Genomic DNA, 21,696 nt, shown 5'->3' with positions numbered 1-21,696 from the left:
TACCGCCACAGCAGCCGAGGCGGCCTGAAAGCCGACCTGGCTCTTTGGTCGTGTACACACTCCTGCACTGTGGTGACCGCACCAGTGTTGGATGTTTGCACATTCCCCTGTAGGAGCCGGCTTGCTGGCGATGGCGTCCGTCCAGCCAATACATACGCTGACTGATTCACCGCTATCGCCAGCAAGCCGGCTCCTACAGTTGATCGTATTTATCCAAATACATATGCATTTCCCTTGTAGGAGCCAGCCTGCTGGCGATGGACGTCAACGATAACGCGGGCTGTCTGAGTGAACGCGTTGTCCGGCCGTTTTTCGCGGGCAAGCCTCGCTCCTACAGAGAATCGCGTTAGCTTTTGATTTTCACCACTCATCAGGCCGAGCGTTAGCTCGCCTTCAGCTTTTGATCTTGAGGTACACGCCCCCTCGAGAGGCCGAGTGGAGGTTCTGCGCAGTGGGCACCGCGGCAAGGATGCCGCGGTAGCCGCCCCCGGCCATGGATGGCCGATGGCGGCGGGCCCACGGAGCAGGACCGGAGCGAGGGCATGCCGAGCCACAGCGAGGCACCGAACGAAAGGGGCAAGAGCGCTTTGGTTACTTTCGCGCTTTTCGAAAGTGACTCGCCGTAAGGGCGAAACCAATATCAGCCATCACCCAAATAATGGATATACACGCAGTCAAAACCCGCGGTTAGCGCCCGAGCCTGTTACCAGCGGCCATAACCATGCGCAGGCCCGTAATAGCCACGCGGCGGGCCGTAATAACCACGGGGAGGGCCGTAGTAGACCGGCGGCGGGCCGTAATAACCCGGTTGTTGCACATAAACCGGTGCCGGCTGGTAATAAACCGGTGGCGGTTGCTGCACGTAAACCGGCTGTGGCTGCACGTAAACCGGTTGCTGCACATAAACCGGCCGGCCGCTATTGATGATGGCCGAACCGACGATGGCCGAGCCAACGATCGCACCAAATACCGCTGGACCTTGCCACCCGCCACCGCCATGCGCTTCTGCCTGCCCTGCGATAGCAAGAGCACCGATCAGCAAGGCAACTGTGGGGATTTTACGGATCATGATAGTTCCTCGGTTCATCGACCCGGCGCTTGCGTCTGCAATAGACCCAAGGATTGTCGCGGGGATACTTCTAAGACAGCGTATTTCTGAAAATCAGCACAGCCGTTGGGTAAATTTTGTGTAAGGTCTGTACCGGCTTCCTTACCAACTTCGCTGCCACGAGCAGGTACGCGGATATGATCGATCAGAACGCGATGGCATGGCTAATCCCGTCCATCTGAAAGTGCAATTGAAGGAGATTTTTCATGCAGATGAACCCCAACAAAGACACCCAGCTGTGCATGTCCCTGTCGGGCCGCCCCGGGAACTTTGGCCTGCGATTTCACAATCATCTGTACGAACAACTTGGCCTGAATTTCTACTACAAGGCGTTCCGCAGCCAGGACCTGACCGGTGCCGTCGCAGGCATCCGCGCCCTGGGGATTCGCGGCTGCGGCGTGTCGATGCCGTTCAAGGAAGCCAGCATTGCGCTGGTCGATGAACTGGACGCATCGGCTGCCGCGATTCAATCGATCAACACCATCGTCAATACGGACGGCCACCTCAAGGCTTACAACACCGATTACATCGCCATCGCTCAGTTGCTGGAAACCCACCAGGTGCCCAAGGCGTCGACTTTTGCCCTGCGCGGCAGCGGCGGCATGGCCAAGGCTGTGGCCAGTGCATTGCGCGATGGTGGCTACCAGAACGGCCTGATTGTGGCGCGCAACGAGCACGCCGGACGTGCCCTGGCTGAATCGCTGGGCTATGAATGGCAAGCCGAACTGGGCAGCCAGCGCCCGCAAATGTTGATCAACGTGACACCGATCGGCATGACCGGCGGGCCTGAGGCCGATCACCTGGCGTTCGATGCGCAAACGATCGCAGCAGCGGAGACTGTCTTCGATGTGGTGGCGATCCCCTCGGAAACACCGCTGATCGTGCAGGGACGTGCCGAAGGCAAGCGGGTGATCACCGGACTGGAAGTGATCGCGATCCAGGCGCTGGAGCAGTTCGTGTTGTACACCGGCGTGCGTCCGACGCAGGAGCAGTTTCAGAAGGCGGTGGAATTCGCCCGCAGTTGAGGTTGCATTGTGCGGTGCTTGTGCTGGCCCTTTCGCGGGCAAGCCCGCTCCCACAGGATTTTGCGTCGATCACAAAGCTCGTGTTCGATACCGATCCCTGTGGGAGCGGGCTTGCTCGCGAAAGGGCCGGCACAGCCAACGAATAACTATACTGCCCGCGATCAAGCAATGACTTGCCACCCCATAAACCGTGCCCGAGGTTTCCCATGCATCCCCCCATCCTTAACCTGCATCAGGTCGAACTCGAACCGCTGCCCGAAGCCCTCGCGCCCACCGGTGAAACCGCCGGCCGTTATCAACAGCGGATGGCTCGCGTCGGTCAGCAACTGGGGGCGCAAAAGCTCGGTTATCGCTTGTACGTGCTGGAACCGGGCATGCGCGGCAGCCCGTTTCACAGTCATCGGGTCAACGAGGAGATGTTCTACGTCGTCGCGGGGGAAGGGGAGATTCGTCTTGGCGCCGAGCGTTTTCCGATCCGCGCCGGTGACGTGATCGCCTGCCCGCCGGGCGGTCCGGAAGCGGCGCACCAGATCATCAACACCAGCAAGGCTGAACTGCGCTATTTGGCGGTCAGCACCCAGCAATCGCCGGAAATCTGCGAATACCCGGACTCCGGCAAGTACGCGGTGATGGACGACTTCAAGGTCGATGCCGAAGGCAATGCCTCGGGCTTCGTTGCCATCGCCAGACAGGCTGACGGCGTGGATTACTGGGACGGCGAGTAGCACTTCCTTTGTGGGAGCGAGCGATGCGGCGATCCGACTTGCTCGCGAAAGCGATTTCCGATTCGACGATTATGTTGGCCGTTGAATCGCCTTCGCGGGCAAGCCTCGCTCCTACGGGAGATCGTGGCGGTTACTCGAGGCGTGCCAGGCGCTCTTCCAGCGCTGCAATCCGCGCTTCGAGCTCTTCGATGCGTTCTACCGACACGCCGCTGCCGCCACCACGCTCCACCGGATTGTGTCGCGCCGCGAGGATCGCTTCGATGTCCGCCGGATCACCCAGCGCATGCATGTAGCGGTCTTCACGCTGCCCCGCCTGGCGCGGAATCAGCAGCGCCAGACCGCGCGCAATCAGCCGTTCAAGCTGATGCACAACCTGTTCGGCATCTTCGAACTCATGCATGCGGCCGCTGCGGGTCAGCAGTTCGTTGACCGTTTGCGGACCACGCAAAAACAGCAGTCCCGTCAGAATCACCTGTGCCGGCACCAGTTCCAGTGCCTTGTCGACCTTGTGCTCCCAGCGGTCGGCACGACTGCCCATCACCAGTTTGGCAAAGCCGCGACCTTCGAGGGCGCGCAGGCTCTGGCCGACCTGGCCCTGGGTGAGGTTCATCACCGGTTCACGGCTGGTTTTCTGGTTGCAGGCAATCACCAGGGCATTGAGGGTCAGCGGATAGGTTTCCGGGCTGGTGGCCTGTTTCTCGATCAGCGAACCCAGAATGCGGATTTCCGTGCTGTTGAGCCGTGGCTCGTCGAAGGTTGTTTCTTGCTCAATGCTCATGATGCTGCGTCCTTACCTGATTCATATTCTTCTTCAGCTGGCATGCACTTTAGATGGGCGGGCGCCAATGGCAACTGAATTCGTCGCGTCCCCCGGCAATGGTCATAAAAGCTACATCAATCCATAACGCGATTTTTACAATTCGACGGGCACCGTATGCATGGCCGCGCGATGACGGTCGCGCCTGAGGGGCGCGGCGTCAGAGCGTATCGACGACGTCACTGGCCTTACTGACTGCAACCGGGAGCAAGGCATGACGCTGACGTTGGAATCGACTGGCAATAATGCGCTGATTGGCGCGCACCTGCCATGACTGTACTGGTCACCGGCGCCGCGGGTTTCATCGGTTTTCACACGGTCAAGCGCCTGTGTGAGCAAGGCCTTGAAGTGGTCGGCATTGATAACCTCAACGACTACTACAGCGTGGCGCTCAAACACGCTCGGCTCAAGGAGCTGCGAGCCTTGTCGGGCTTTCGTTTCCAGACGCTGGATATCGTCGACAAACCTGCCTTGATGGCGTTGTTCAAGGAACACCGCTTCACAGATGTCATCCATCTGGCGGCCCAGGCGGGTGTTCGCTACTCGCTGGACAACCCGGACGTGTACGCGCAGTCGAACCTGACAGGGTTTTTGAATGTGCTGGAGGCCTGCCGACACCATCGCCCGGACCATCTGATTTATGCCTCGAGCAGTTCGGTGTACGGCACCAACAGCAAGTTGCCATTCAGCGTCGAAGACGCCGTCGATCACCCGGTTTCGCTGTACGCGGCAAGCAAGCGCGCCAATGAGCTGATGGCCCACAGCTACTGCCATCTCTACGGGCTCCGGGCCAGCGGCCTGCGGTTTTTTACCGTGTACGGACCTTGGGGCCGCCCTGACATGGCGCTGTTCAAGTTCACCGAGGCGATCCTCAACGATCGCCCCATCGACCTCTACAACCAGGGCTTGATGTCGCGGGATTTCACCTACATCGACGACATCGTCGAAAGCATCGTCCGCCTGCGTCCACGTCCGCCGTTGCCGGAGAACGCCGGGGAGGGCGTCAACCGGATTTTCAACATCGGGCGCGGCACGCCGGTGGCGCTGCTGGATTTCGTCGAATGCCTGGAGGCGGCGCTGGGCCGGCCTGCCCGGCGCAACTTGATGCCGATGCAGGCGGGCGATGTGCACAGGACCTGGGCGGATGTGTCGGCATTGGCGCAGTGGGTCGATTTTCGTCCGCACGTGACGGTCGAGGCCGGCGTCGGGCAATTCGTGAAGTGGTATCGCCACTTTTATCAGCGCTGAAGCGTTGATCTTCGAACATAAAAATTCAGGAAAACAGGGGCCTCCATGAGCCAGGACTTATTTGTATCCGTGCTGATTCCGGCAAAGAACGAAGCGAGCAATCTCACCGCGCTGCTGGAAGAAATCCGCGTCGCGCTGGCGGATGAAGCGTATGAAGTCATCGTCGTCGACGATGGCAGCACTGACACCACGTTGCAGGCGTTGCGGCAGACCCGGCAAAACGGGCTGAACACGCTGCGCATCCTGCAACATGAACGTTCGCTGGGGCAGAGCACGTCGCTCTATCACGCCGCGCTCGCCGCCCGTGGCCAATGGCTGGCGACCCTCGATGGTGACGGGCAAAACGACCCTGCGGACATCCCCGGCATGCTGGCGCTGGTGCGCCGTGAGCCGGCAGCCGCCGACCTGCAATTGGTCGCCGGGCACCGGGTCAACCGCCGCGACACCGCCAGCAAGCGCTGGGCTTCGCGGTTTGCCAACGGGTTGCGCCGACGCATGCTCAAGGATCAGACGCCGGACACCGGCTGCGGGTTGAAACTGATCCAGCGCGCGGCGTTCCTGCGTTTGCCGTACTTCGACCATATGCACCGCTTCATCCCCGCGCTGATCCAGCGCCACAACGGCCGCATGCTCACCCACCCGGTCAATCATCGACCGCGCACGGCCGGCGTCTCCAAATACGGCAACATCGACCGCGCGCTGGTGGGGATTCTCGACCTGATCGGCGTCTGGTGGCTGATCCGGCGCACACGCCTGAACACCCGGCCGCAGGAGATCGAAGGATGAATCTGTCCCGCGAAACCCTGTGGCTGGTGGTCGGTTTCAGCGGCCAGATCGCCTTCACCGGGCGCTTTGTCCTGCAGTGGCTGTACAGCGAATACAAAAAACGCAGCGTGATACCGGTGAGCTTCTGGTACCTGAGCATCATTGGCAGCGCGCTGTTGTTCGCGTACGCCATCTATCGACAGGACCCGGTGTTCATCATCGGCCAGGCGTTCGGTTCCATCGTCTATTTGCGCAACCTGCAATTGATTGCCCGCAGCAAAACCTTGAAGGACTGACCCATGCGCCGAACCCTTTCACCGGGCGTCGAATGCCTGGGGCTGATGCTGCTTGCTCTGTTGCTGGTCGGCGCAGGGCTCGGGTTGCGCCAGCCGCAGAATGTGGACGAGGAGCGGTTCCTCGGCGTGGCGCTGGAAATGCTGCACAACGGGTCGTGGTTGATTCCCCATCGCGCCGCCGAGATTTACGGCGATAAACCACCGATATTCATGTGGGCCGTGGCGTTTTTCACCTGGATCACCGGGATGCCCGCCATTGCCCTTTACGTGCCGGGGCTGCTGTCTGCCACCTCGGTCACGGCGATGCTCTACGACTTGGGTCGCAGGCTTTGGAACCAGCGAGCCGGTCGGACGGCCGCGCTGCTGTACCTGGCGACCTATCAGACCTACAGCATTTTGCGCACCGGCCAGATCGACAGTTTTCTGATTCTGTTCACCTCGCTGGGCCTGTACGGTCTGGCCCGACACCTGCTGCTGGGGCCGGCCTGGCGCTGGTTTTACGTGGGCTGTGCGGCGATGGGGATCGGCGTGATCACCAAAGGGGTCGGCTTTGTGCCGGCGTTGATGCTGATCCCGTATGCCTACGCGGTGCGCAAAGGTTGGTCCGGCGTGGTGGCGATGCCGGGCGAAGCGCGCAAATGGTGCCTGGGTGTTGTGGTGCTGCTCGGTGCCGTGGGCATCTGGCTGCTGCCCTTGGCGCTGTCGATCGTGCTCAATGGCGGTGCTGAGGAAATTGCCTACGTGCGGGAAATCCTGCTGCGCCAGACGGCGGGGCGTTATGCGGCCGCCTGGGATCACCGGGAGCCGTTCTGGTACTTCTTCGTCAGCGTCATTCCGCAATATTGGTTGCCGCTGGTGCTCGCGCTGCCGTGGCTGATCCCCGCCTGGCGCCGGCAATTACGCAAGCATGATGGTCGCGTGTTGGTGCTGCTGGGGTGGGTGGTGCTGGTGGTGCTGTTTTTCTGCCTGAGCAGCGGCAAGCGCAAGTTGTACATTTATCCGGCGCTGCCGGGATTGGTGTTGGTTGCCGCGCCGCTGATGCCGTGGATGTTCAGGCGCTGGTTCCGTCAACGCCAACTGGGGTGGCGGATTTTTCAGGGGGTGGCGGTGGTCTGGTTCACGCTGTGGTTCGCCCGAGGGTTCATCGAGCCGGTCAAGGACGGCGCCAATCCCCACGAGGCGTTGATGGTGCAGGCGGCGACCATGACTCGGGGCGCAGACCTGGTGTTGGTCCACTGGCGCGAGGGCCATTGGTTGTTCGCAAGGCAGCCGATCGTGCATTTCGGCATGATCGGTTCAACGGTCGAGCAGGCGGCGCAGTGGTTGCGTGAACATCCGCAGGCGTATGCGTTGGTGCCGGATGAACAGCTCGGTCAGTGCTTCAATCCGCAGGCTGCCCGCGAGTTGGGCGAAACCTCCCGGGCGCAATGGTCGATCGTCGGTGCCGACGCCGACAACGGCAATTGCCATCCTGGTCCGCCGGCCCATATCTATCGCTTCACCTGGGACCGTGCATCGCTATAATCGACCCCACGTTTCACTCCTGTCACCACACGAGACTGCCATGACCATTTCCCTGTACGACGCTTCCGTCCCTGTTTTCAAACAAATGCTCAACGCCCTGAGCGACGTTCTGAACAAGGCCGAAGCCCACGCCACCGCCAAGAACATTGATCCGAACGCTTTCCTGCAAGCCCGTCTGTACCCGGACATGTTCCCGCTGGTGCGTCAGGTGCAGATCGCCGTTGATTTCGCCAAGGGTGTTTCTTCGCGTCTGGCCGAGATCGAAGTGCCGAAGTACGACGACACTGAAACCACCTTCGCGGAGCTGCAAGCGTTGCTGACCAAGGTTCTGGCCTACATCGGCGAGATCAAGCCTGAGCAGATCAATGGCAAGGAAGGCATCGAGATCATCACCCGTCAGGGCACGCCGAAAGAGAAGCGCTTCAGCGGCCAGGCTTACTTGCTGAGCTACGGTCTGCCGCAGTTCTTCTTCCACGTCACTACCGCTTACGCATTGCTGCGTCATAACGGTGTGGAAGTGGGCAAGCGCGATTACATGGGCGCGTTCTAAACCGCCCGGGTATAAAAAAGCCCGCCAAGGTTTGCGCCTTGGCGGGCTTTTTATTGTTCTTGTGGGAGTGGGGTTATGGTTTTTTGTCTGGGGACATATCCGTTTTTTCGGTTGCGGCGGCTATTGGTTTCGCCCTTACGGCGAGTCACTTTGGAAAAGCCCCAAAGTAACCAAAGGGCTCTTGCCCCTTTCGTTCGGTGCCTCGCTAAGGCTCGGCATGCCCTCGCTCCGGTCCTGCTCCGTGGGCCCGCCGCCATCGGCCATCCATGGCCGGGGGCGGCTAACCCGGCATCCATGCCGGGTTGCCCACTGCGCAGGACCTCCACTCGGCCTCTCGAGGGGGCGACCACCGCCACAGCCGCCGAGGCGGCCTGAAAGCCGACCTGGCTCTTTGGTCGTGCGCACACTTCCGCACGGTGGTGTCCGCACTAATTTTGGATGTTTACACATTCCCCTGTAGGAGCCGGCTTGCTGGCGATAGCGGTGGATCAGTCGACGCATTTATTGACTGGACGGACGCTATCGCCAGCAAGCCGGCTCCTACACGGGATTGGGTTCACACGGTTTGAAATTGTAGGAGCTGGCTTGCCAGCGATGGACGTCAACGATAACGCGTACTGTCTGAATGAACGCGTTGCCCCGACGCTTTTCGCCGGCAAGCCGGCTCCTACAGGGATCGGCGTACGCTTTTGATTTCCACCACTCATCAGGCCGAGCGTTAGCTCGCCTTCCGCTTTTGATCTGAGCGCCCCCTCGAGAGGCCGAGCGCAGGTTCTGCGTAGTGGGCAACCCGGCATGGATGCCGGGTTAGCCGCCCCCGGCCATGGATGGCCGATGGCGGCGGGCCCACGGAGCAGGACCGGAGCGAGGGCATGGCGAGCCTTAGCGAGGCACCGAACGAAAGGGGCAAGAGCCCTTGGTTACTTGGGGCTTTTCCAAGTGACCCGCCGTAAGGGCGGAACCAATAGAAGCCGTTACCGAAGAAACGGATATGCCCCCAAACCAAACCACCAAACCGCGCATCACGCCAAACGCTGAGCCTTCTCGTCCTCACCCAAACAAGCCGCCGCCGTAAACAACACATCAGTCGAAGAATTCAGCGCAGTCTCCGCCGAATCCTGCAACACACCAATAATGAAACCAACCGCCACCACCTGCATCGCGATCTCGCTCGGAATGCCGAACAGACTGCACGCCAGTGGAATCAGCAACAACGAACCGCCCGCCACACCCGAAGCGCCACAGGCACAAATCGCCGCAACGGCACTCAGCAGGATGGCCGTCGGAATATCCACGGCAATACCCAGCGTATGCACAGCCGCCAGGGTCAGCACAGTAATGGTGATCGCAGCCCCCGCCATGTTGATCGTCGCACCCAGCGGAATCGAAACCGAATAAGTGTCCTCATGCAGACCCAGGCGCTTGCTCAACTCCAGATTGACCGGAATATTCGCCGCCGAACTGCGGGTGAAAAACGCCGTAATGCCACTTTCACGCAAACACATGATCACCAGCGGATACGGGTTGCGACGCAGCTTCCAGAACACGATCACCGGGTTCATCACCAGCGCCACAAACAGCATGCAACCCAGCAACACCGCCAGCAGATGCGCGTAGCCGATCAAGGCACCGAAACCGGAAGTGGCGAGGGTCGAAGCCACCAGGCCGAAAATCCCCAGCGGCGCAAAACGGATCACCAGGCGCACGATCAGGGTCACGCCGTTGGACAAGTCGCCGAGCACTTCACGCGTGGTGTCACCGGCATGGCGAATGGCGATGCCCATGCCGATGGCCCACGCCAGAATGCCGATGAAATTGGCATTCATCAGCGCGCTGACCGGGTTATCCACCACGCTCAGCAGCAGACTTTGCAGCACTTCGCCGATACCGCCCGGCGCCGTCACCGCGACGTCGTGGGTGGACAGCACCAGGCTCGACGGGAACATCATGCTGGCCACGACCGCGACCACGGCCGCCGCAAACGTGCCCAGCAAGTACAGAAACAGAATTGGGCGAATGTGGGTTTCCTGGCCGTGCTTGTGGTTGGCGATCGACGCCATGACCAGCACGAACACCAGAATCGGCGCGACGGCTTTCAGCGCCGAGACGAACACTTTGCCAATGAACGCGGTGGACTTCGCCACGTCCGGCGCAACCAGCGCCAGGGCAATCCCGGCGAGCAGGCCGATGATGATTTGCGTAACCAGGCTCAAGCGTTTCAAGCGTTGCAATAGCGAAGGGGATGAAGCGGTCATAAAACGGCATCTCTGATTTTATTAGGTGCGGGGTGTCGCGACATCGCGGCCATTAAAGGGCGGATGAACAGGGTGTACGAATCGCAGGGCACGGACTTTATCACAGCGTCGTCCGCATCCCTCAGACCTGTGACGATCTGCCACCCGCCTGTTAAACGCGATGTGCAGGTTCGTGCAACCGCCTTTGGAAACACTCTGTTAAGATTGCGCATCCTCATTTTCATGTCTGCCAGTGAGCCTTCGGGCTATCGCTGGTGTTGTCGTTTTCTGGAGTTCTGCATGCTGTTGCCCATCCTTCTGTTGTCCGCCGCCGGTTTCACGGTGCTGACCACGGAATTCATCATCGTCGGCCTGTTGCCGGCAATCGCCCGGGATCTTGAAGTGACCATCCCCCAGGCCGGTTTGCTGGTGACGTTGTTCGCCTTCACTGTCGCCGCATTCGGGCCGTTCCTGACCGCGTACTTCGCCCGGTTCGAACGGCGCAAGCTGTTCATCTCGGTGTTGATCATGTTCGGTCTGGCCAACACCCTCGCGGCGTTTGCGCCGAACATCTGGGTGATGGCCGTTGCGCGGTTGATCCCCGCGCTCGGGCTGCCGGTGTTCTGGGCCCTGGCCAGTGAAACGGCGGTGGACATCGTCGGGCCGGATTACGCCGGACGCGCCATTGCCAAGATCGGTTTCGGCATCGTTTGCGCGACGGTGTTCGGCATTCCGGTGGGTACGTTGATTTCCGATGCGTTCGGCTGGCGCAGTGCCTTCGGCATTCTGGCGGTGATCGCGTTTGCCAAGGCGTTGCTGCTGTTTATCTACTTGCCGAAAACCAGCCTGCATCAACACCAGGTGAGCTTCCGTTCGCAGTTCAAGATCCTGCGCAGCCCGTTGATGATCGGGCACGTGTTGCTGTCGATCCTGGTGTTCAGCGGCATGTTCACCGCTTACACCTATCTGGCGGACATTCTTGAGCGGCTGGCCGGTTTCAACGGCACCGTGGTGGGTTGGTGCCTGATGGGCTTCGGCGCGGTAGGCCTGATCGGCAACTCGTTGGGCGGTCGCGCGGTGGATCGTCATCCGCTGATTGCTTCCGTGACGTTCTGCGCGTTCATGATCGCCGGCATGGTGACGCTGGTGCCGAATATCCATTCGCCGCTGGGGCTGGCGGCGGCAATGGGCATTTGGGGCGTGACACAAGCGGCGTTGTTCCTGGTCAGCCATGTGCGTTTGATGAAAGCCGCGCCCGAAGCGCCGGCCTTTGCCGCGTCGCTGAACATTGCCGGCGCCAACCTCGGTATCGGTCTGGGCGCGATGGTCGGTGGCCGGGTGATCGACAGCGTTGGCCTGGGTGGGCTGGGCTTTGCGGCGGCCGGTTTTATTCTGATCTCGATCCTGTTGGCCATGGCGCTGATGACCTTCAAGCCCCGCGAAGTCTGCGCCTGACCCTCACATCGCGGTGAACAGCTCGCGTCGGGCACCTTCGGTAATCGCAACGATGCCGGGGTGCTTGACCTTGCGCTCCACCGAAATGGCGTAGAACGACTCGGTCACGGCGTCGGTCTGGCCAATCAATTCCACGCCGCACTGACGCTTCACTTCATCGGCAATCACGCTCGGGCCAATGAAAATCCCGCTGCCAGACTGACCGAAGGCCTGCATCAACGCGCTGTCGTCGAACTCACCGACGATGCGCGGCTGAATCTGCTGCTCGGCAAACCAGCGTTGCAAGCGACTGCGCACCACGGTTTCCGGCCCCGGAATCAGTAGCGGTGCGCCGTGCAGGCTGCGCGGGAAATCCTGGCCGTACTGCGCCGCCAGTTCGGCGGTGGCGAAGAAGCTGATCCCGCATTCCCCGAGTTTCTGGCTGTAGCCCTTGATGTCCAGGTGCGATGGCATCGGGCTGTCGGAAATCACCAGATCGAGGCGTTGAATCGCCAGGTCGGCGAGCAAGCGTTCGAGTTTGTCTTCGCGACAGGTAATGCGCAGCGGTTCGCTCAGCTCCATGGTCGGCGCGATCAGGCGATAGACGATGGATTTGGGCACCACGTCAGCCACGCCAACCCGAAACAGAATCTGTTGCTCATTGGGTTGCGCCCGCAGCATCAGCTCCAATTCACCGCCGAGCTGAAACATCTGCTCGGCGTAGGGCAGGGTCTGGCGCCCGGCTTCGGTGAGTTCCAGCTGTCGGCCGACCCGACGAAACAACTCGATGCCGTAGGTTTGTTCGAGCAGGGAAATCTGCCCGCTGATGGTCTGCGGCGTCAGGTTCAGTTGCTCGCAGGCGCGCACGATGCTGCCGGTCTTGGCCACGACCCAGAAGTAATGCAGTTGTCGATAGTTGAGCATGGCGACCTACAGTTCGTGAAAACCGAAGTATAACCGCTAAAAATACGAATTTTCCTGAAGTGTTTGCCTCCCTAGAATACCTCGCTATCAACGGGCCATCGTTTCGGCCCGTTTTGTTCTATCGAGGAAAGCATCATGAAGCTTAAAACCACGGCGCTGCTGATTGCGTCTTTACTGGTGCTGGCCGGTTGCGACCAGGCCGAAAAAAGCGCTCAGCAACTGATGGGCAAGGCTGCCGAATCCGCCAAGCAAGCGATTGACGACACCCACAAAGCCGCCGAGCAAGCGCTCAGCGATGCCACCGGCGGGTTGATCAGCAAGAAAGAATCATCGGGCGACGACAAAGAGAAAACCGAATCGTCGTCCCAGGAAATCTAAACCGTCTTAAAACGAGTCAGGACTGACCCATGGAATACCTTTTAGAACTTGCTGCAAGCCCCACCGCCTGGGTCGCCCTGGCCACGCTGGTGGTGATGGAAATCGTGCTTGGCATCGATAACCTGATCTTCATCTCGATCCTGACCAACAAACTGCCGGAGCAGCATCGGCAGAAGGCGCGGCGCATCGGTATCGGCATGGCGCTGATCCTGCGACTGGCACTGCTGAGCACCATCGCGTTCATCGTCCAGTTGACTGAGCCGGTAATCGAGATCCTCGGCCACGCGTTCTCCTGGAAGGACATGATCCTGATCGCCGGCGGCCTGTTCCTGTTGTGGAAGGCGACCACCGAGATCCATCACAGCATGGACCCGGCGCCGGAAGATCCGAAGTCGGCGACCTCGACCGTGACCTTGGGCTTTGCCGCCGCGATCGGTCAGATCCTGATGCTGGACATGGTGTTCTCCATCGACAGCATCATTACCGCTGTCGGCATGACCGAGCATTTGCCGATCATGATCATCGCGGTGGTGGTGTCGGTGCTGGTGATGTTGTTGGCGGCTGACCCATTGGCCAAGTTCATCAACGACAACCCGACGGTGGTGATGCTGGCGCTGGGCTTCCTGATCATGATCGGCATGACGCTGATCGCCGAAGGCTTCGGCGCCCACGTACCGAAAGGCTACGTCTACGCAGCCATGGCGTTCTCGGCAACGATTGAAGGCTTGAACATGATGTCGCGACGGGCCAAGCAGAAGCGAATTGCCGCTGAAGCGTAACCTGGGCTGAAACGAAAACGGCCGCCTGCACTCGCAAGAGTCCAGGCGGCCGTTTGTATTCGGGGTAGTAAAAAGTGCCCGTCAGTGCGCGGTGGCGTGACGTGCACCTGGTTTATCGGTTTTCGTTACCCGAGCCGGCTGGGCGGGGTGGTGATGGTGTCGGCGGGCAATTCGCAGGACTCCCCACAACATGGCGGCGGCAACAGCCAGCCAACTGAAAATCAACATCACTATGGTCATTGTCAGGCTCATCAGTGCCTCCTCTTCGCCCTGCTTCGGGCACACACGCTTTGCAAGTGACAGTCTAGTCGCTGCCATGTTGCAGGCTATTGACCAAAGGTCGGTGCCGACCAATCAGTTCGCTCTATCGAACGCAATCAACTGCCGGTTAAGGCTATACCGCTGTCGCGCGGCGTCCTATGATCAACGGCCAAGCCGGGAGCACGGACACCTGGCGTCTGAACAAGAGAGTGATGATGGTGCGGGTATTTTCGCGAATTCGAACGGCAGCCCTGATTGCTGGCTGTGTTGCAGGTCTGGCTGGCTGCGCGGGCAGTGTGGCGCCGGAGGTCAAGCGTCTGCCGGAACGCGTGGAACTCAGCGGGACGTTCTACCGTGGGCAAAGCTTTCAAAGCGGGCCCCAGGTGCTGGCCAGTCTGTTGGCCCAGCAGGGCATCGTGATTACTCCGGGGTTGCTCGAAAAACCTTTGCACCTGCCGGGCGCCGAAGCGCAATTGCAGCAGAACATGCAGAACCTCGCCCGCGAGTACGGGATGGTCGTTTACCCACTCGACAGCCATTTGCCTGCGCTGCTGACCCAGGTTGCGGCGGGTTACCCGGTGATGGTGCGCTTCACTGAAGGCTCGGCGTTCTGGGCTGAACCGCGTTACGCCATTCTTGCCGGGTACAACCGTCAGAAGCGGACTGTGTTGCTGCGCTCGGGAATGAATCGTCGGGAGTTGATGAGCTTCAGCTCGTTTGAGTCGTCGTTCAAGGATGCGGGTGGCTGGGCGGTGCTGATCCAGAAACCGGAGCAGATTCCGGCTAACGTTGATCAGTCGCGTTGGTTGAAGGCGGCGAATGATCTGGCTCAGGCCGGCCAGGAGCAGGCCGCTGCCCGTGCGAAGAAGGCGCTGACTTCGCAGTAAATTTTCCGTTCGTCATCTGCCCGGCACTGCCACTTGCGATTGGCCTCTAAAGGATAAGGGCCCGGATGTTTCCGGGTCCGTTCCAAGGAGGCGTCCATGACACATCCCACTTCACCCTCCGGCCCGCACTCGTCCGAGCATTCATCAGGCAATGAGTTGGGTTTCGATCCGGATTCACCGGACCTTGCCGACCCTCAGGTCGACCCCATCGGACCTGCCAGGGCGCCAAGGGATGTAAAACCGGGCGAGGCGGGCAAGGCTCCCGCCAAACCTTACGACCCGCTCGCGAATTTGAAACCCTGACGTTTTGTGTGAGGTGCGTATGTCTACTGATTCGAGTTTTGACGACAAGCGTCCGGACAGTGTTCCAACCACTGTGGAGGATGATATTGATCCGGTGATGGATCCGGGCAGTCCGATGCGTGATCCATTGGTCAGGCCGGTGGTGAGGCCAAGGGATCCGAGTGCGGGGGATGGTATTCCGGATGATGATCAGATGCCGTTGCCGAATGATTGAGGTTTTCGGTTTGGCGTTCAGTGGATTGGGGGTATATCCGTTATTGCGGTAACGGCGGCTATTGGTTTCGCCCTTACGGCGAGTCACTTTGGAAAAGCCCCAAAGTAACCAAAGGGCTTTTGCCCCTTTCGTTCGGTGCCTCGCCTAGGCTCGGCATGCCCTCGCTCCGGTCCTGCTCCGTGGGCCCGCCGCCATCGGCCATCCCTGGCCGGGGGCGGCTAACCCGGCATTCATGCCGGGTTGCCCACTGCGCAGAACCTGCGCTCAGCCTCTCGAGGGGGCGACTACCGCCACAGCCGCCTAGGCGGCCTGAAAGCCGACCTGGCTCTTCAGTCGTCCGTGTTGCCCTTCTTTGATGCGTTCACTCATTCCGGACATGCACACCAACCCCCTGTAGGAGCCGGCTTGCTGGCGATAGCGGTGGGTCATCCAACATATTTATTAACTGGATGGACGCCATCGCCAGCAAGCCGGCTCCTACAATGGATTGGGTTCACACGATTCAAAATTGTAGGAGCTGGCTTGTCGGGTCACCGCATCGCAGCGATGGACGCCAACGATAACGCGGGCTGTCTGAATGAACGCGTTGTTCAAACGCTTTTCGCCGGCAAGCCGGCTCCTACAGGAAATCGCATACGCTTTTGATTTCCACCACTCATCAGGCCGAGCGTTAGCTCGCCTTCAGCTTTTGATCTGAGCGCCCCCTCGAGAGGCCGAGTGGAGGTTCTGCGCAGTGGGCAACCCGGCATGGATGCCGGGTTAGCCGCCCCCGGCCATGGATGGCCGATGGCGGCGGGCCCACGGAGCAGGACCGGAGCGAGGGCATGCCGAGCATTAGCGAGGCACCGAACGAAAGGGGCAAGAGCGCTTTGGTTACTTTCGCGCTTTTCGAAAGTGACTCGCCGTAAGGGCGAAACCATAAGCCGCCGTTACCGAAGAAACGGATATATACCCAACTACTTCGAAGCCTCAACCACACCACTCTGACGGTGCTTGAGGTTCTTCTCCGACTTGTACTGCAAGGCCTCAGACGGAACATTGGCGCCCTTGCCGGTCTCGACCCAGTTTCGAATACGACTGGCATCGGCGAAGTGTGTGTACTTGCCGTACGCATCGAGAATCACCAGCGCCACCGGACGATTACCCATGCTGGTCACCAGTACCAGGCAGTGGCCGGCTTCATTGGTAAAGCCGGTTTTGGTCAACTTGATGTCCCAGTTCGGCTTGCCGACCAGATGGTCGGTGTTGCGGAAACCCAGGCTGTAATTGGGTTTGCGAAACGAGACGGTTTTTTCCTTGGTGGTGCTCAACTCGGTCAATAACGGGTACTTGTGCGCCGCGATCAGCAATTTGCTCAGGTCGCGTGCGGTAGAAACGTTACGAGGGGAGAGGCCAGTCGGTTCGACGAAGTGGGTGCTGGTCATGCCCAACGCCTTGGCCTTGGCGTTCATCGCGGCAATGAATGCGACATAGCCGCCTGGATAGTGGTGGGCCAGGCTCGCGGCTGCGCGGTTTTCCGAGGACATCAGCGCGATCAGCAGCATTTCCCTGCGCGGCAATTCGCTTTTGAGTTTCACCCGGGAATACACGCCTTTCATTTCTGGCGTATCGCTGATGTTGATATTGATGTACTCGTCCATGTTCTGCCTGGCTTCGACCACGACAAGACCAGTCATCAATTTGCTGACGGAGGCGATAGGGACAACCACATCGGGGTTGCTGGCATAGATGACTTTGTTGGTCTGCATATCCAGCAGCAAAGAGCTGCCGGAAGCCAGCTTGAGTTGTTTCGTATCTCGAGGTGCCGCGGTGGTTTCAGCAGCATTGACCGTTGGCGTGATGAACGTCCCTGTAAATACAAAAAATAGGCTCAGGATGGAAAGACGGATTTTCACGCTGGCAGACTCATAAGGTGTGGATTAGCCGTTTTGTAACGGGCTGTTGCTTAAAAAAACGACGCATTTTAGGAGTATGGCTGAAGAACTGTCGATGGTTGTTCAATCAACAAGTCAAAGTCCTTGAAAAGCCCTACAAAACAGCAGGTTTCCGGCGAGTGGTAGGGGCTGTTCAGCGGGCAAAAAGAACCCCGCCATTGGCGGGGTTCTTTTGTTCGTTGCCTGGATCGAGGCGTGAACTCAGCTGTGCAGCGTTTCCGCTGCATACAGCGTATTTTCCAGCAGGCAGGCGCGGGTCATCGGGCCGACGCCGCCCGGTACTGGAGTGATCCAGCCAGCGCGGGGCAGGGCGGTTTCGTAGATCACGTCGCCGACCAGTTTGCCGTCTTCCTGACGGTTGATGCCGACGTCGATCACGATCGCGCCTTCCTTGATCCACTCACCCTTGACCAGGCCCGGCTTGCCGGCGGCGACCACCACCAGATCGGCGCGACCGACGTGGCCTGCCAGATCCTTGGTGAAGCGGTGGGTGACGGTCACGGTGCAACCGGCCAGCAGCAATTCCATCGCCATCGGTCGCCCGACAATGTTGGAGGCGCCGACGACCACTGCATCCATCCCGTAAAGATCGGCCCCGGTGCTTTCCAGCAGGGTCATGATCCCTTTGGGCGTGCAAGGGCGCAGCAGCGGAATGCGCTGGGCCAGACGACCGACGTTATAAGGATGGAAGCCGTCGACGTCTTTGTCCGGACGAATGCGTTCCAGCAATTTGGACGCGTCCAGGTGTTCAGGCAGCGGAAGTTGAAGCAGAACGCCGTCGATTGCCGGGTCGTCGTTCAGGCGATCGATCAGGGCGGTCAGCGCTTCTTGAGTGGTTTCGGAAGGCAGGTCGTAGGCTTGGGAAATGAAGCCGACCTCTTCACAGTCTTTACGCTTGTGCGAGACATAAACCTGAGAGGCAGGATCGCTGCCGACCAGGATCACCGCGAGACCGGGAGTGCGCAGGCCTTGCTGGCGACGCTCGGTGACGCGTTTGGCGATCTGCTGGCGCAGGCTGGCGGCGATCGATTTGCCGTCGATTAGTTGTGCAGTCATTGCGCGTGATTAACCATCGAGAGGGGAAAAAAAGAGAACGCATTCTCGCATGTCATGAGGTGAGGGCAAAGGCGCTTGGTCTGCAAATTCCTCTAACCCCTTTAATTAAATGAATTTTTTTTAAAAAGGATTTGACGCCCTACGGGGGGCTCTATACTATTCGTCGCACTTGTCGGGCACAGCCTAGCACTGGTTAAGAAGGTCGAGTGGAATTACGATTCTGCAAGGCTGGAAAGCACTTAGTTTGTAGTCCTTCAAGGGTACAGATTAACAAGGCGCCCGTAGCTCAGCTGGATAGAGCATCCGCCTTCTAAGCGGATGGTCGCAGGTTCGAGTCCTGCCGGGTGCGCCATTAGGCAGCTTTGGCACAAGTAACGCGATATGGTGGGCGTAGCTCAGTTGGTAGAGCACGGGATTGTGACTCCCGTTGTCGTGGGTTCGATCCCCATCGTCCACCCCATATTTCGAAAGGCGCCAGATTAACAGTCTGGCGCCTTTGCTTTAACGGCTACATGCGGATGTGGTGGAATTGGTAGACACACTGGATTTAGGTTCCAGCGCCGCGAGGCGTAAGAGTTCGAGTCTCTTCATCCGCACCAAATAAAGCTTCATTCAGGCCGCTGGCTTGGCTGGAGCTCAACGAAGAAGTTGTTTGGCTTCTTTGTTACGCAATATGGTGGGCGTAGCTCAGTTGGTAGAGCACGGGATTGTGACTCCCGTTGTCGTGGGTTCGATCCCCATCGTCCACCCCATATTCCGAAAGGCGCCAGATTTAACAGTCTGGCGCCTTTTTTGTTTTAGTGGTTTGAGTGTTTCGCGACTGCAGGTTCTGGGTCGCAGGCGCAGGGCGTTTCGTCGTATTTTTGTTTCTCGATGATGCCGTGCTGCTCGCCGGTCTTGCTCGCGAGATCGGCTGTCAGGGAGATGCCTGGCAATCGCTTCTATATATAGAAGGGTTGGCGCAGAGCCCTGGCATGATTGGCTGTATTTGCCACCGGGGCGAGATGCATTCATGCATTCGCACCTATAAATTGCCTGCTGCGTTGTTACCCGTTTTCAGTAGGGTGACTTCTTGAGTTTGACCTACTAGAATGCATGCCCTTGATTCTGGGGTCGGAAACGGCCGGCCAACGTCTGTGCAACGAGGAATATCCATGCAAGTTTCTGTTGAAAATACTTCTGCTCTTGAGCGCCGCATGAGCATCACCGTGCCGGCTGAGCGCATCGAGACTCAGGTCAACAAGCGTCTGCAGCAGACCGCCCAAAAGGCCAAGATCGCTGGTTTCCGTCCAGGCAAAGTGCCGATGAGCGAAATCAAGCGCCGTTTTGGTGCTGATGCACGTCAGGAAGCTGTCGGCGACGTCATCCAGTCCTCTTTCTACGAAGCCGTAGTTGAGCAAAAGCTGAACCCGGCTGGCGCTCCTTCGATCGAGCCGAAATCCCTGGAAGCTGGCAAAGACCTGGAATACGTCGCGATTTTCGAAGTGTTCCCAGAGTTCACCGTTGCCGGTTTCGAAGGCATCACCGTTGAGCGCCTGAGCGCTGACGTGGCTGACGCCGATCTGGACAAAATGCTGGACGTGCTGCGCAAGCAGAACACCCGTTTCGAAGTGGCCGATCGCGCCGCTCAGAACGACGACCAACTGAACATCGATTTCGTCGGCAAGGTTGACGGTGAAGTGTTCGCTGGCGGTTCCGCCAAAGGCACTCAGCTGGTTCTGGGTTCCGGCCGCATGATTCCGGGTTTCGAAGACGGTCTGGTTGGCGCTAAAGCCGGCGAAGAGCGCGTTCTGAACCTGACCTTCCCAGCTGACTATCAGAACCTGGACCTGGCGGGCAAAACCGCTGAGTTCACCGTGACTGTGAACACTGTTTCCGAGCCTAAACTGCCTGAGCTGAACGAAGAGTTCTTCGCTCAATTCGGCATCAAGGAAACCGGTCTGGAAGGCTTCCGCGCCGAAGTTCGCAAGAACATGGAGCGTGAACTGCGTCAGGCAATCAAATCCAAGGTCAAGAATCAGGTAATGGACGGTCTGCTGGCCACCAACCCGATCGAAGTGCCAAAGGCTCTGCTGTCCAACGAAGTTGACCGTCTGCGCGTGCAGGCTGTTCAGCAGTTCGGCGGCAACATCAAGCCTGACCAACTGCCGGCCGAGCTGTTCGAAGAGCAAGCCAAGCGTCGCGTTGTTCTGGGTCTGATCGTGGCTGAAGTGGTCAAGCAATTCGACCTCAAGCCTGACGAAGCCCGCGTTCGCGAAATGATCCAGGAAATGGCTTCGGCCTACCAAGAGCCTGAGCAGGTTGTGTCCTGGTACTACAAGAACGAGCAGCAACTGAACGAAGTCCGTTCGGTTGTGCTGGAAGAGCAAGTTGTGGATACTGTTCTGCAGAAAGCTAGCGTGACCGACAAATCGGTCTCTTACGAAGAAGCGGTCAAGCCGGTAGAAGCTCCACAAGCCGACTGATCTTTTCTGCGGTAAGAAGCACACACCATAAGCCAGCCTTCGTGCTGGCTTATGCGTATTCAAGACATAACTATTTGGGAGTGACTGCAGAGCATGTTCCGTAATTCGTATATTCAGCAGAACTCTGATATCCAGGCCGCAGGCGGCCTGGTCCCGATGGTTGTCGAGCAGTCTGCTCGTGGCGAGCGCGCCTACGACATTTACTCGCGTCTTCTCAAGGAGCGGGTGATCTTTCTGGTGGGTCCGGTAGAGGACTACATGGCCAACCTGATTTGTGCGCAGCTGCTGTTCCTTGAAGCGGAAAACCCGGACAAGGACATCCATCTCTATATCAACTCTCCGGGCGGTTCGGTGACGGCGGGCATGTCGATCTACGACACCATGCAGTTCATCAAGCCTAACGTGTCGACCACCTGTATCGGTCAGGCCTGCAGCATGGGCGCATTCCTGCTGACCGCCGGTGCTCCTGGCAAGCGTTACTGCCTGCCGAACTCACGCGTGATGATTCACCAGCCACTGGGCGGTTTCCAGGGGCAGGCTTCGGATATCGAAATCCATGCCAAGGAAATCCTCTTCATTCGTGAGCGTCTCAACACGCTGATGGCCAAGCATAGCGGGCGTACGCTTGAAGAGATCGAGCGCGATACCAACCGCGACAATTTCATGAGTGCAGAAGCCGCGCGTGAATACGGGTTGATCGATGAAGTGATCACCCAGCGCCCCGCTTAATATAAGCAGCTCAAAATAAGGCGGGTCGGCTGGTCCGATC

Annotated in this window: 22 protein-coding genes and 4 tRNA genes; 19 read left to right on the top strand and 7 right to left on the bottom strand. The window is 59.1% G+C overall.

The window, feature by feature from the left end; all coding sequences use genetic code 11:
• Window positions 1-703: 703 nt before the first annotated feature.
• Window positions 704-1,069 carry a hypothetical protein gene (locus tag ACM6IO_RS01675; protein ID WP_008042817.1) on the bottom strand — a complete coding sequence of 122 codons (366 nt, stop codon included), beginning with the start codon at window positions 1,067-1,069 and terminating at the stop codon, window positions 704-706.
• Window positions 1,070-1,314: 245 nt separating this feature from the next.
• Between ACM6IO_RS01675 and ACM6IO_RS01670 the strand changes: the two genes are divergently transcribed.
• Both ACM6IO_RS01670 and ACM6IO_RS01665 read left to right on the top strand, forming a co-directional pair.
• The gene (locus tag ACM6IO_RS01670) at window positions 1,315-2,133 is read left to right on the top strand and encodes a shikimate 5-dehydrogenase (RefSeq protein WP_192229171.1); all 819 of its coding nucleotides are present in this window, start codon (window positions 1,315-1,317) and stop codon (window positions 2,131-2,133) included.
• Between the two features lie 206 nt (window positions 2,134-2,339).
• A complete protein-coding gene (locus ACM6IO_RS01665; protein ID WP_008042813.1) occupies window positions 2,340-2,858 on the top strand; it encodes a cupin domain-containing protein in 519 nt (172 codons plus the stop codon).
• A gap of 130 nt (window positions 2,859-2,988) precedes the next feature.
• Here ACM6IO_RS01665 and ACM6IO_RS01660 read toward each other — a convergent pair whose 3' ends face one another.
• Window positions 2,989-3,636: a YceH family protein gene (locus tag ACM6IO_RS01660; protein WP_226299972.1), complete on the bottom strand. Its 648-nt coding sequence runs from the start codon at window positions 3,634-3,636 to the stop codon at window positions 2,989-2,991.
• A 309-nt stretch (window positions 3,637-3,945) separates the two neighbouring features.
• On the opposite strand from ACM6IO_RS01660, the gene ACM6IO_RS01655 reads away from it, so the two are divergent.
• Genes ACM6IO_RS01655 through ACM6IO_RS01635 form a run of 5 tightly spaced genes read left to right on the top strand, consistent with a single transcriptional unit; the run spans window position 3,946 to window position 8,058 of the window.
• A complete protein-coding gene (locus tag ACM6IO_RS01655) occupies window positions 3,946-4,923 on the top strand; it encodes an NAD-dependent epimerase (RefSeq protein ID WP_192229172.1) in 978 nt (325 codons plus the stop codon).
• Between the two features lie 45 nt (window positions 4,924-4,968).
• Window positions 4,969-5,709 (top strand): glycosyltransferase family 2 protein, encoded by a 741-nt coding sequence (locus tag ACM6IO_RS01650; RefSeq protein WP_223437868.1) that lies wholly within the window; start codon window positions 4,969-4,971, stop codon window positions 5,707-5,709.
• A complete protein-coding gene (locus tag ACM6IO_RS01645; RefSeq protein ID WP_008030764.1) occupies window positions 5,706-5,984 on the top strand; it encodes a lipid-A-disaccharide synthase N-terminal domain-containing protein in 279 nt (92 codons plus the stop codon). The genes ACM6IO_RS01650 and ACM6IO_RS01645 overlap by 4 nt, the downstream gene beginning before the upstream one ends.
• A gap of 3 nt (window positions 5,985-5,987) precedes the next feature.
• A complete protein-coding gene (locus ACM6IO_RS01640; RefSeq protein ID WP_414910775.1) occupies window positions 5,988-7,508 on the top strand; it encodes an ArnT family glycosyltransferase in 1,521 nt (506 codons plus the stop codon).
• 40 nt (window positions 7,509-7,548) lie between these two features.
• The gene (locus tag ACM6IO_RS01635; RefSeq protein WP_008030762.1) at window positions 7,549-8,058 is read left to right on the top strand and encodes a DUF1993 family protein; all 510 of its coding nucleotides are present in this window, start codon (window positions 7,549-7,551) and stop codon (window positions 8,056-8,058) included.
• Between the two features lie 1,022 nt (window positions 8,059-9,080).
• Here the strand turns inward: ACM6IO_RS01635 and sstT are convergent.
• The gene (sstT, locus tag ACM6IO_RS01630; protein WP_414910774.1) at window positions 9,081-10,313 is read right to left on the bottom strand and encodes a serine/threonine transporter SstT; all 1,233 of its coding nucleotides are present in this window, start codon (window positions 10,311-10,313) and stop codon (window positions 9,081-9,083) included.
• Window positions 10,314-10,592: 279 nt separating this feature from the next.
• Between sstT and ACM6IO_RS01625 the strand changes: the two genes are divergently transcribed.
• A complete protein-coding gene (locus tag ACM6IO_RS01625) occupies window positions 10,593-11,747 on the top strand; it encodes an MFS transporter (RefSeq protein WP_008033699.1) in 1,155 nt (384 codons plus the stop codon).
• 3 nt (window positions 11,748-11,750) lie between these two features.
• Here ACM6IO_RS01625 and nhaR read toward each other — a convergent pair whose 3' ends face one another.
• Entirely contained in the window at window positions 11,751-12,650 is a 900-nt protein-coding gene (gene nhaR / locus ACM6IO_RS01620; RefSeq protein WP_192229174.1) for a transcriptional activator NhaR, read from the bottom strand.
• 135 nt (window positions 12,651-12,785) lie between these two features.
• Here nhaR and ACM6IO_RS01615 point away from each other — a divergent pair, with 135 nt between their 5' ends.
• Together ACM6IO_RS01615 and ACM6IO_RS01610 are read left to right on the top strand one after the other, a co-directional pair.
• Window positions 12,786-13,028: a hypothetical protein gene (locus ACM6IO_RS01615; RefSeq protein WP_192419893.1), complete on the top strand. Its 243-nt coding sequence runs from the start codon at window positions 12,786-12,788 to the stop codon at window positions 13,026-13,028.
• A gap of 29 nt (window positions 13,029-13,057) precedes the next feature.
• Entirely contained in the window at window positions 13,058-13,807 is a 750-nt protein-coding gene (locus ACM6IO_RS01610) for a TerC family protein (protein WP_008044163.1), read from the top strand.
• A gap of 81 nt (window positions 13,808-13,888) precedes the next feature.
• Here the strand turns inward: ACM6IO_RS01610 and ACM6IO_RS01605 are convergent, their stop codons facing one another.
• Window positions 13,889-14,059 carry a hypothetical protein gene (locus ACM6IO_RS01605; RefSeq protein ID WP_223452702.1) on the bottom strand — a complete coding sequence of 57 codons (171 nt, stop codon included), beginning with the start codon at window positions 14,057-14,059 and terminating at the stop codon, window positions 13,889-13,891.
• Window positions 14,060-14,226: 167 nt separating this feature from the next.
• On the opposite strand from ACM6IO_RS01605, the gene ACM6IO_RS01600 reads away from it, so the two are divergent.
• The 3 genes from ACM6IO_RS01600 to ACM6IO_RS01590 all read left to right on the top strand — a co-directional run bounded on the left by ACM6IO_RS01600 (window position 14,227) and on the right by ACM6IO_RS01590 (window position 15,472).
• On the top strand, window positions 14,227-14,955 hold the full coding sequence (locus ACM6IO_RS01600; protein ID WP_223437873.1) for a peptidase C39 family protein: 729 nt from the start codon (window positions 14,227-14,229) through the stop codon (window positions 14,953-14,955).
• Window positions 14,956-15,051: 96 nt separating this feature from the next.
• Window positions 15,052-15,258, top strand: a complete 207-nt coding sequence (locus tag ACM6IO_RS01595) for a DUF6021 family protein (protein ID WP_008033692.1) — start codon at window positions 15,052-15,054, stop codon at window positions 15,256-15,258.
• Between the two features lie 19 nt (window positions 15,259-15,277).
• Entirely contained in the window at window positions 15,278-15,472 is a 195-nt protein-coding gene (locus ACM6IO_RS01590) for a hypothetical protein (protein ID WP_008044165.1), read from the top strand.
• A gap of 956 nt (window positions 15,473-16,428) precedes the next feature.
• Here ACM6IO_RS01590 and pbpG read toward each other — a convergent pair.
• Window positions 16,429-17,367 (bottom strand): D-alanyl-D-alanine endopeptidase, encoded by a 939-nt coding sequence (gene pbpG / locus ACM6IO_RS01585; RefSeq protein WP_192229177.1) that lies wholly within the window; start codon window positions 17,365-17,367, stop codon window positions 16,429-16,431.
• A 240-nt stretch (window positions 17,368-17,607) separates the two neighbouring features.
• Window positions 17,608-18,462 carry a bifunctional methylenetetrahydrofolate dehydrogenase/methenyltetrahydrofolate cyclohydrolase FolD gene (gene folD / locus ACM6IO_RS01580; RefSeq protein WP_008034109.1) on the bottom strand — a complete coding sequence of 285 codons (855 nt, stop codon included), beginning with the start codon at window positions 18,460-18,462 and terminating at the stop codon, window positions 17,608-17,610.
• Window positions 18,463-18,737: 275 nt separating this feature from the next.
• On the opposite strand from folD, the gene ACM6IO_RS01575 reads away from it, so the two are divergent.
• The 6 genes from ACM6IO_RS01575 to clpP all read left to right on the top strand — a co-directional run bounded on the left by ACM6IO_RS01575 (window position 18,738) and on the right by clpP (window position 21,656).
• A tRNA-Arg gene (locus ACM6IO_RS01575) sits at window positions 18,738-18,814 on the top strand.
• 32 nt (window positions 18,815-18,846) lie between these two features.
• A tRNA-His gene (locus ACM6IO_RS01570) sits at window positions 18,847-18,922 on the top strand.
• 54 nt (window positions 18,923-18,976) lie between these two features.
• Window positions 18,977-19,061: transfer RNA gene (locus ACM6IO_RS01565), tRNA-Leu, on the top strand.
• Window positions 19,062-19,138: 77 nt separating this feature from the next.
• Window positions 19,139-19,214 (top strand) — tRNA-His (locus ACM6IO_RS01560).
• 402 nt (window positions 19,215-19,616) lie between these two features.
• The gene (gene tig, locus ACM6IO_RS01555; protein ID WP_032832734.1) at window positions 19,617-20,927 is read left to right on the top strand and encodes a trigger factor; all 1,311 of its coding nucleotides are present in this window, start codon (window positions 19,617-19,619) and stop codon (window positions 20,925-20,927) included.
• Between the two features lie 93 nt (window positions 20,928-21,020).
• Window positions 21,021-21,656: an ATP-dependent Clp endopeptidase proteolytic subunit ClpP gene (clpP, locus tag ACM6IO_RS01550; protein ID WP_008034105.1), complete on the top strand. Its 636-nt coding sequence runs from the start codon at window positions 21,021-21,023 to the stop codon at window positions 21,654-21,656.
• Window positions 21,657-21,696 lie beyond the last annotated feature (40 nt).

The sequence above is a fragment of the Pseudomonas sp. IT-P44 genome (assembly GCF_949768225.1).
In the GTDB taxonomy this organism is placed as follows: domain Bacteria; phylum Pseudomonadota; class Gammaproteobacteria; order Pseudomonadales; family Pseudomonadaceae; genus Aquipseudomonas; species Aquipseudomonas migulae.
This window is presented reverse-complemented; position numbering and strand designations above follow the sequence as displayed.

Excerpts from the sequence above, each read along its gene's own strand:
- ACM6IO_RS01675 (WP_008042817.1), bottom strand. The coding sequence starts at position 1,069 with ATGATCCGTAAAATCCCCACAGTTGCCTTGCTGATCGGTGCTCTTGCT.
- ACM6IO_RS01670 (WP_192229171.1), top strand. The coding sequence starts at position 1,315 with ATGCAGATGAACCCCAACAAAGACACCCAGCTGTGCATGTCCCTGTCG.
- ACM6IO_RS01665 (WP_008042813.1), top strand. The coding sequence starts at position 2,340 with ATGCATCCCCCCATCCTTAACCTGCATCAGGTCGAACTCGAACCGCTG.
- ACM6IO_RS01660 (WP_226299972.1), bottom strand. The coding sequence starts at position 3,636 with ATGAGCATTGAGCAAGAAACAACCTTCGACGAGCCACGGCTCAACAGC.
- ACM6IO_RS01655 (WP_192229172.1), top strand. The coding sequence starts at position 3,946 with ATGACTGTACTGGTCACCGGCGCCGCGGGTTTCATCGGTTTTCACACG.
- ACM6IO_RS01650 (WP_223437868.1), top strand. The coding sequence starts at position 4,969 with ATGAGCCAGGACTTATTTGTATCCGTGCTGATTCCGGCAAAGAACGAA.
- ACM6IO_RS01645 (WP_008030764.1), top strand. The coding sequence starts at position 5,706 with ATGAATCTGTCCCGCGAAACCCTGTGGCTGGTGGTCGGTTTCAGCGGC.
- ACM6IO_RS01640 (WP_414910775.1), top strand. The coding sequence starts at position 5,988 with ATGCGCCGAACCCTTTCACCGGGCGTCGAATGCCTGGGGCTGATGCTG.
- ACM6IO_RS01635 (WP_008030762.1), top strand. The coding sequence starts at position 7,549 with ATGACCATTTCCCTGTACGACGCTTCCGTCCCTGTTTTCAAACAAATG.
- sstT (WP_414910774.1), bottom strand. The coding sequence starts at position 10,313 with ATGACCGCTTCATCCCCTTCGCTATTGCAACGCTTGAAACGCTTGAGC.
- ACM6IO_RS01625 (WP_008033699.1), top strand. The coding sequence starts at position 10,593 with ATGCTGTTGCCCATCCTTCTGTTGTCCGCCGCCGGTTTCACGGTGCTG.
- nhaR (WP_192229174.1), bottom strand. The coding sequence starts at position 12,650 with ATGCTCAACTATCGACAACTGCATTACTTCTGGGTCGTGGCCAAGACC.
- ACM6IO_RS01615 (WP_192419893.1), top strand. The coding sequence starts at position 12,786 with ATGAAGCTTAAAACCACGGCGCTGCTGATTGCGTCTTTACTGGTGCTG.
- ACM6IO_RS01610 (WP_008044163.1), top strand. The coding sequence starts at position 13,058 with ATGGAATACCTTTTAGAACTTGCTGCAAGCCCCACCGCCTGGGTCGCC.
- ACM6IO_RS01605 (WP_223452702.1), bottom strand. The coding sequence starts at position 14,059 with ATGAGCCTGACAATGACCATAGTGATGTTGATTTTCAGTTGGCTGGCT.
- ACM6IO_RS01600 (WP_223437873.1), top strand. The coding sequence starts at position 14,227 with ATGATCAACGGCCAAGCCGGGAGCACGGACACCTGGCGTCTGAACAAG.
- ACM6IO_RS01595 (WP_008033692.1), top strand. The coding sequence starts at position 15,052 with ATGACACATCCCACTTCACCCTCCGGCCCGCACTCGTCCGAGCATTCA.
- ACM6IO_RS01590 (WP_008044165.1), top strand. The coding sequence starts at position 15,278 with ATGTCTACTGATTCGAGTTTTGACGACAAGCGTCCGGACAGTGTTCCA.
- folD (WP_008034109.1), bottom strand. The coding sequence starts at position 18,462 with ATGACTGCACAACTAATCGACGGCAAATCGATCGCCGCCAGCCTGCGC.
- tig (WP_032832734.1), top strand. The coding sequence starts at position 19,617 with ATGCAAGTTTCTGTTGAAAATACTTCTGCTCTTGAGCGCCGCATGAGC.
- clpP (WP_008034105.1), top strand. The coding sequence starts at position 21,021 with ATGTTCCGTAATTCGTATATTCAGCAGAACTCTGATATCCAGGCCGCA.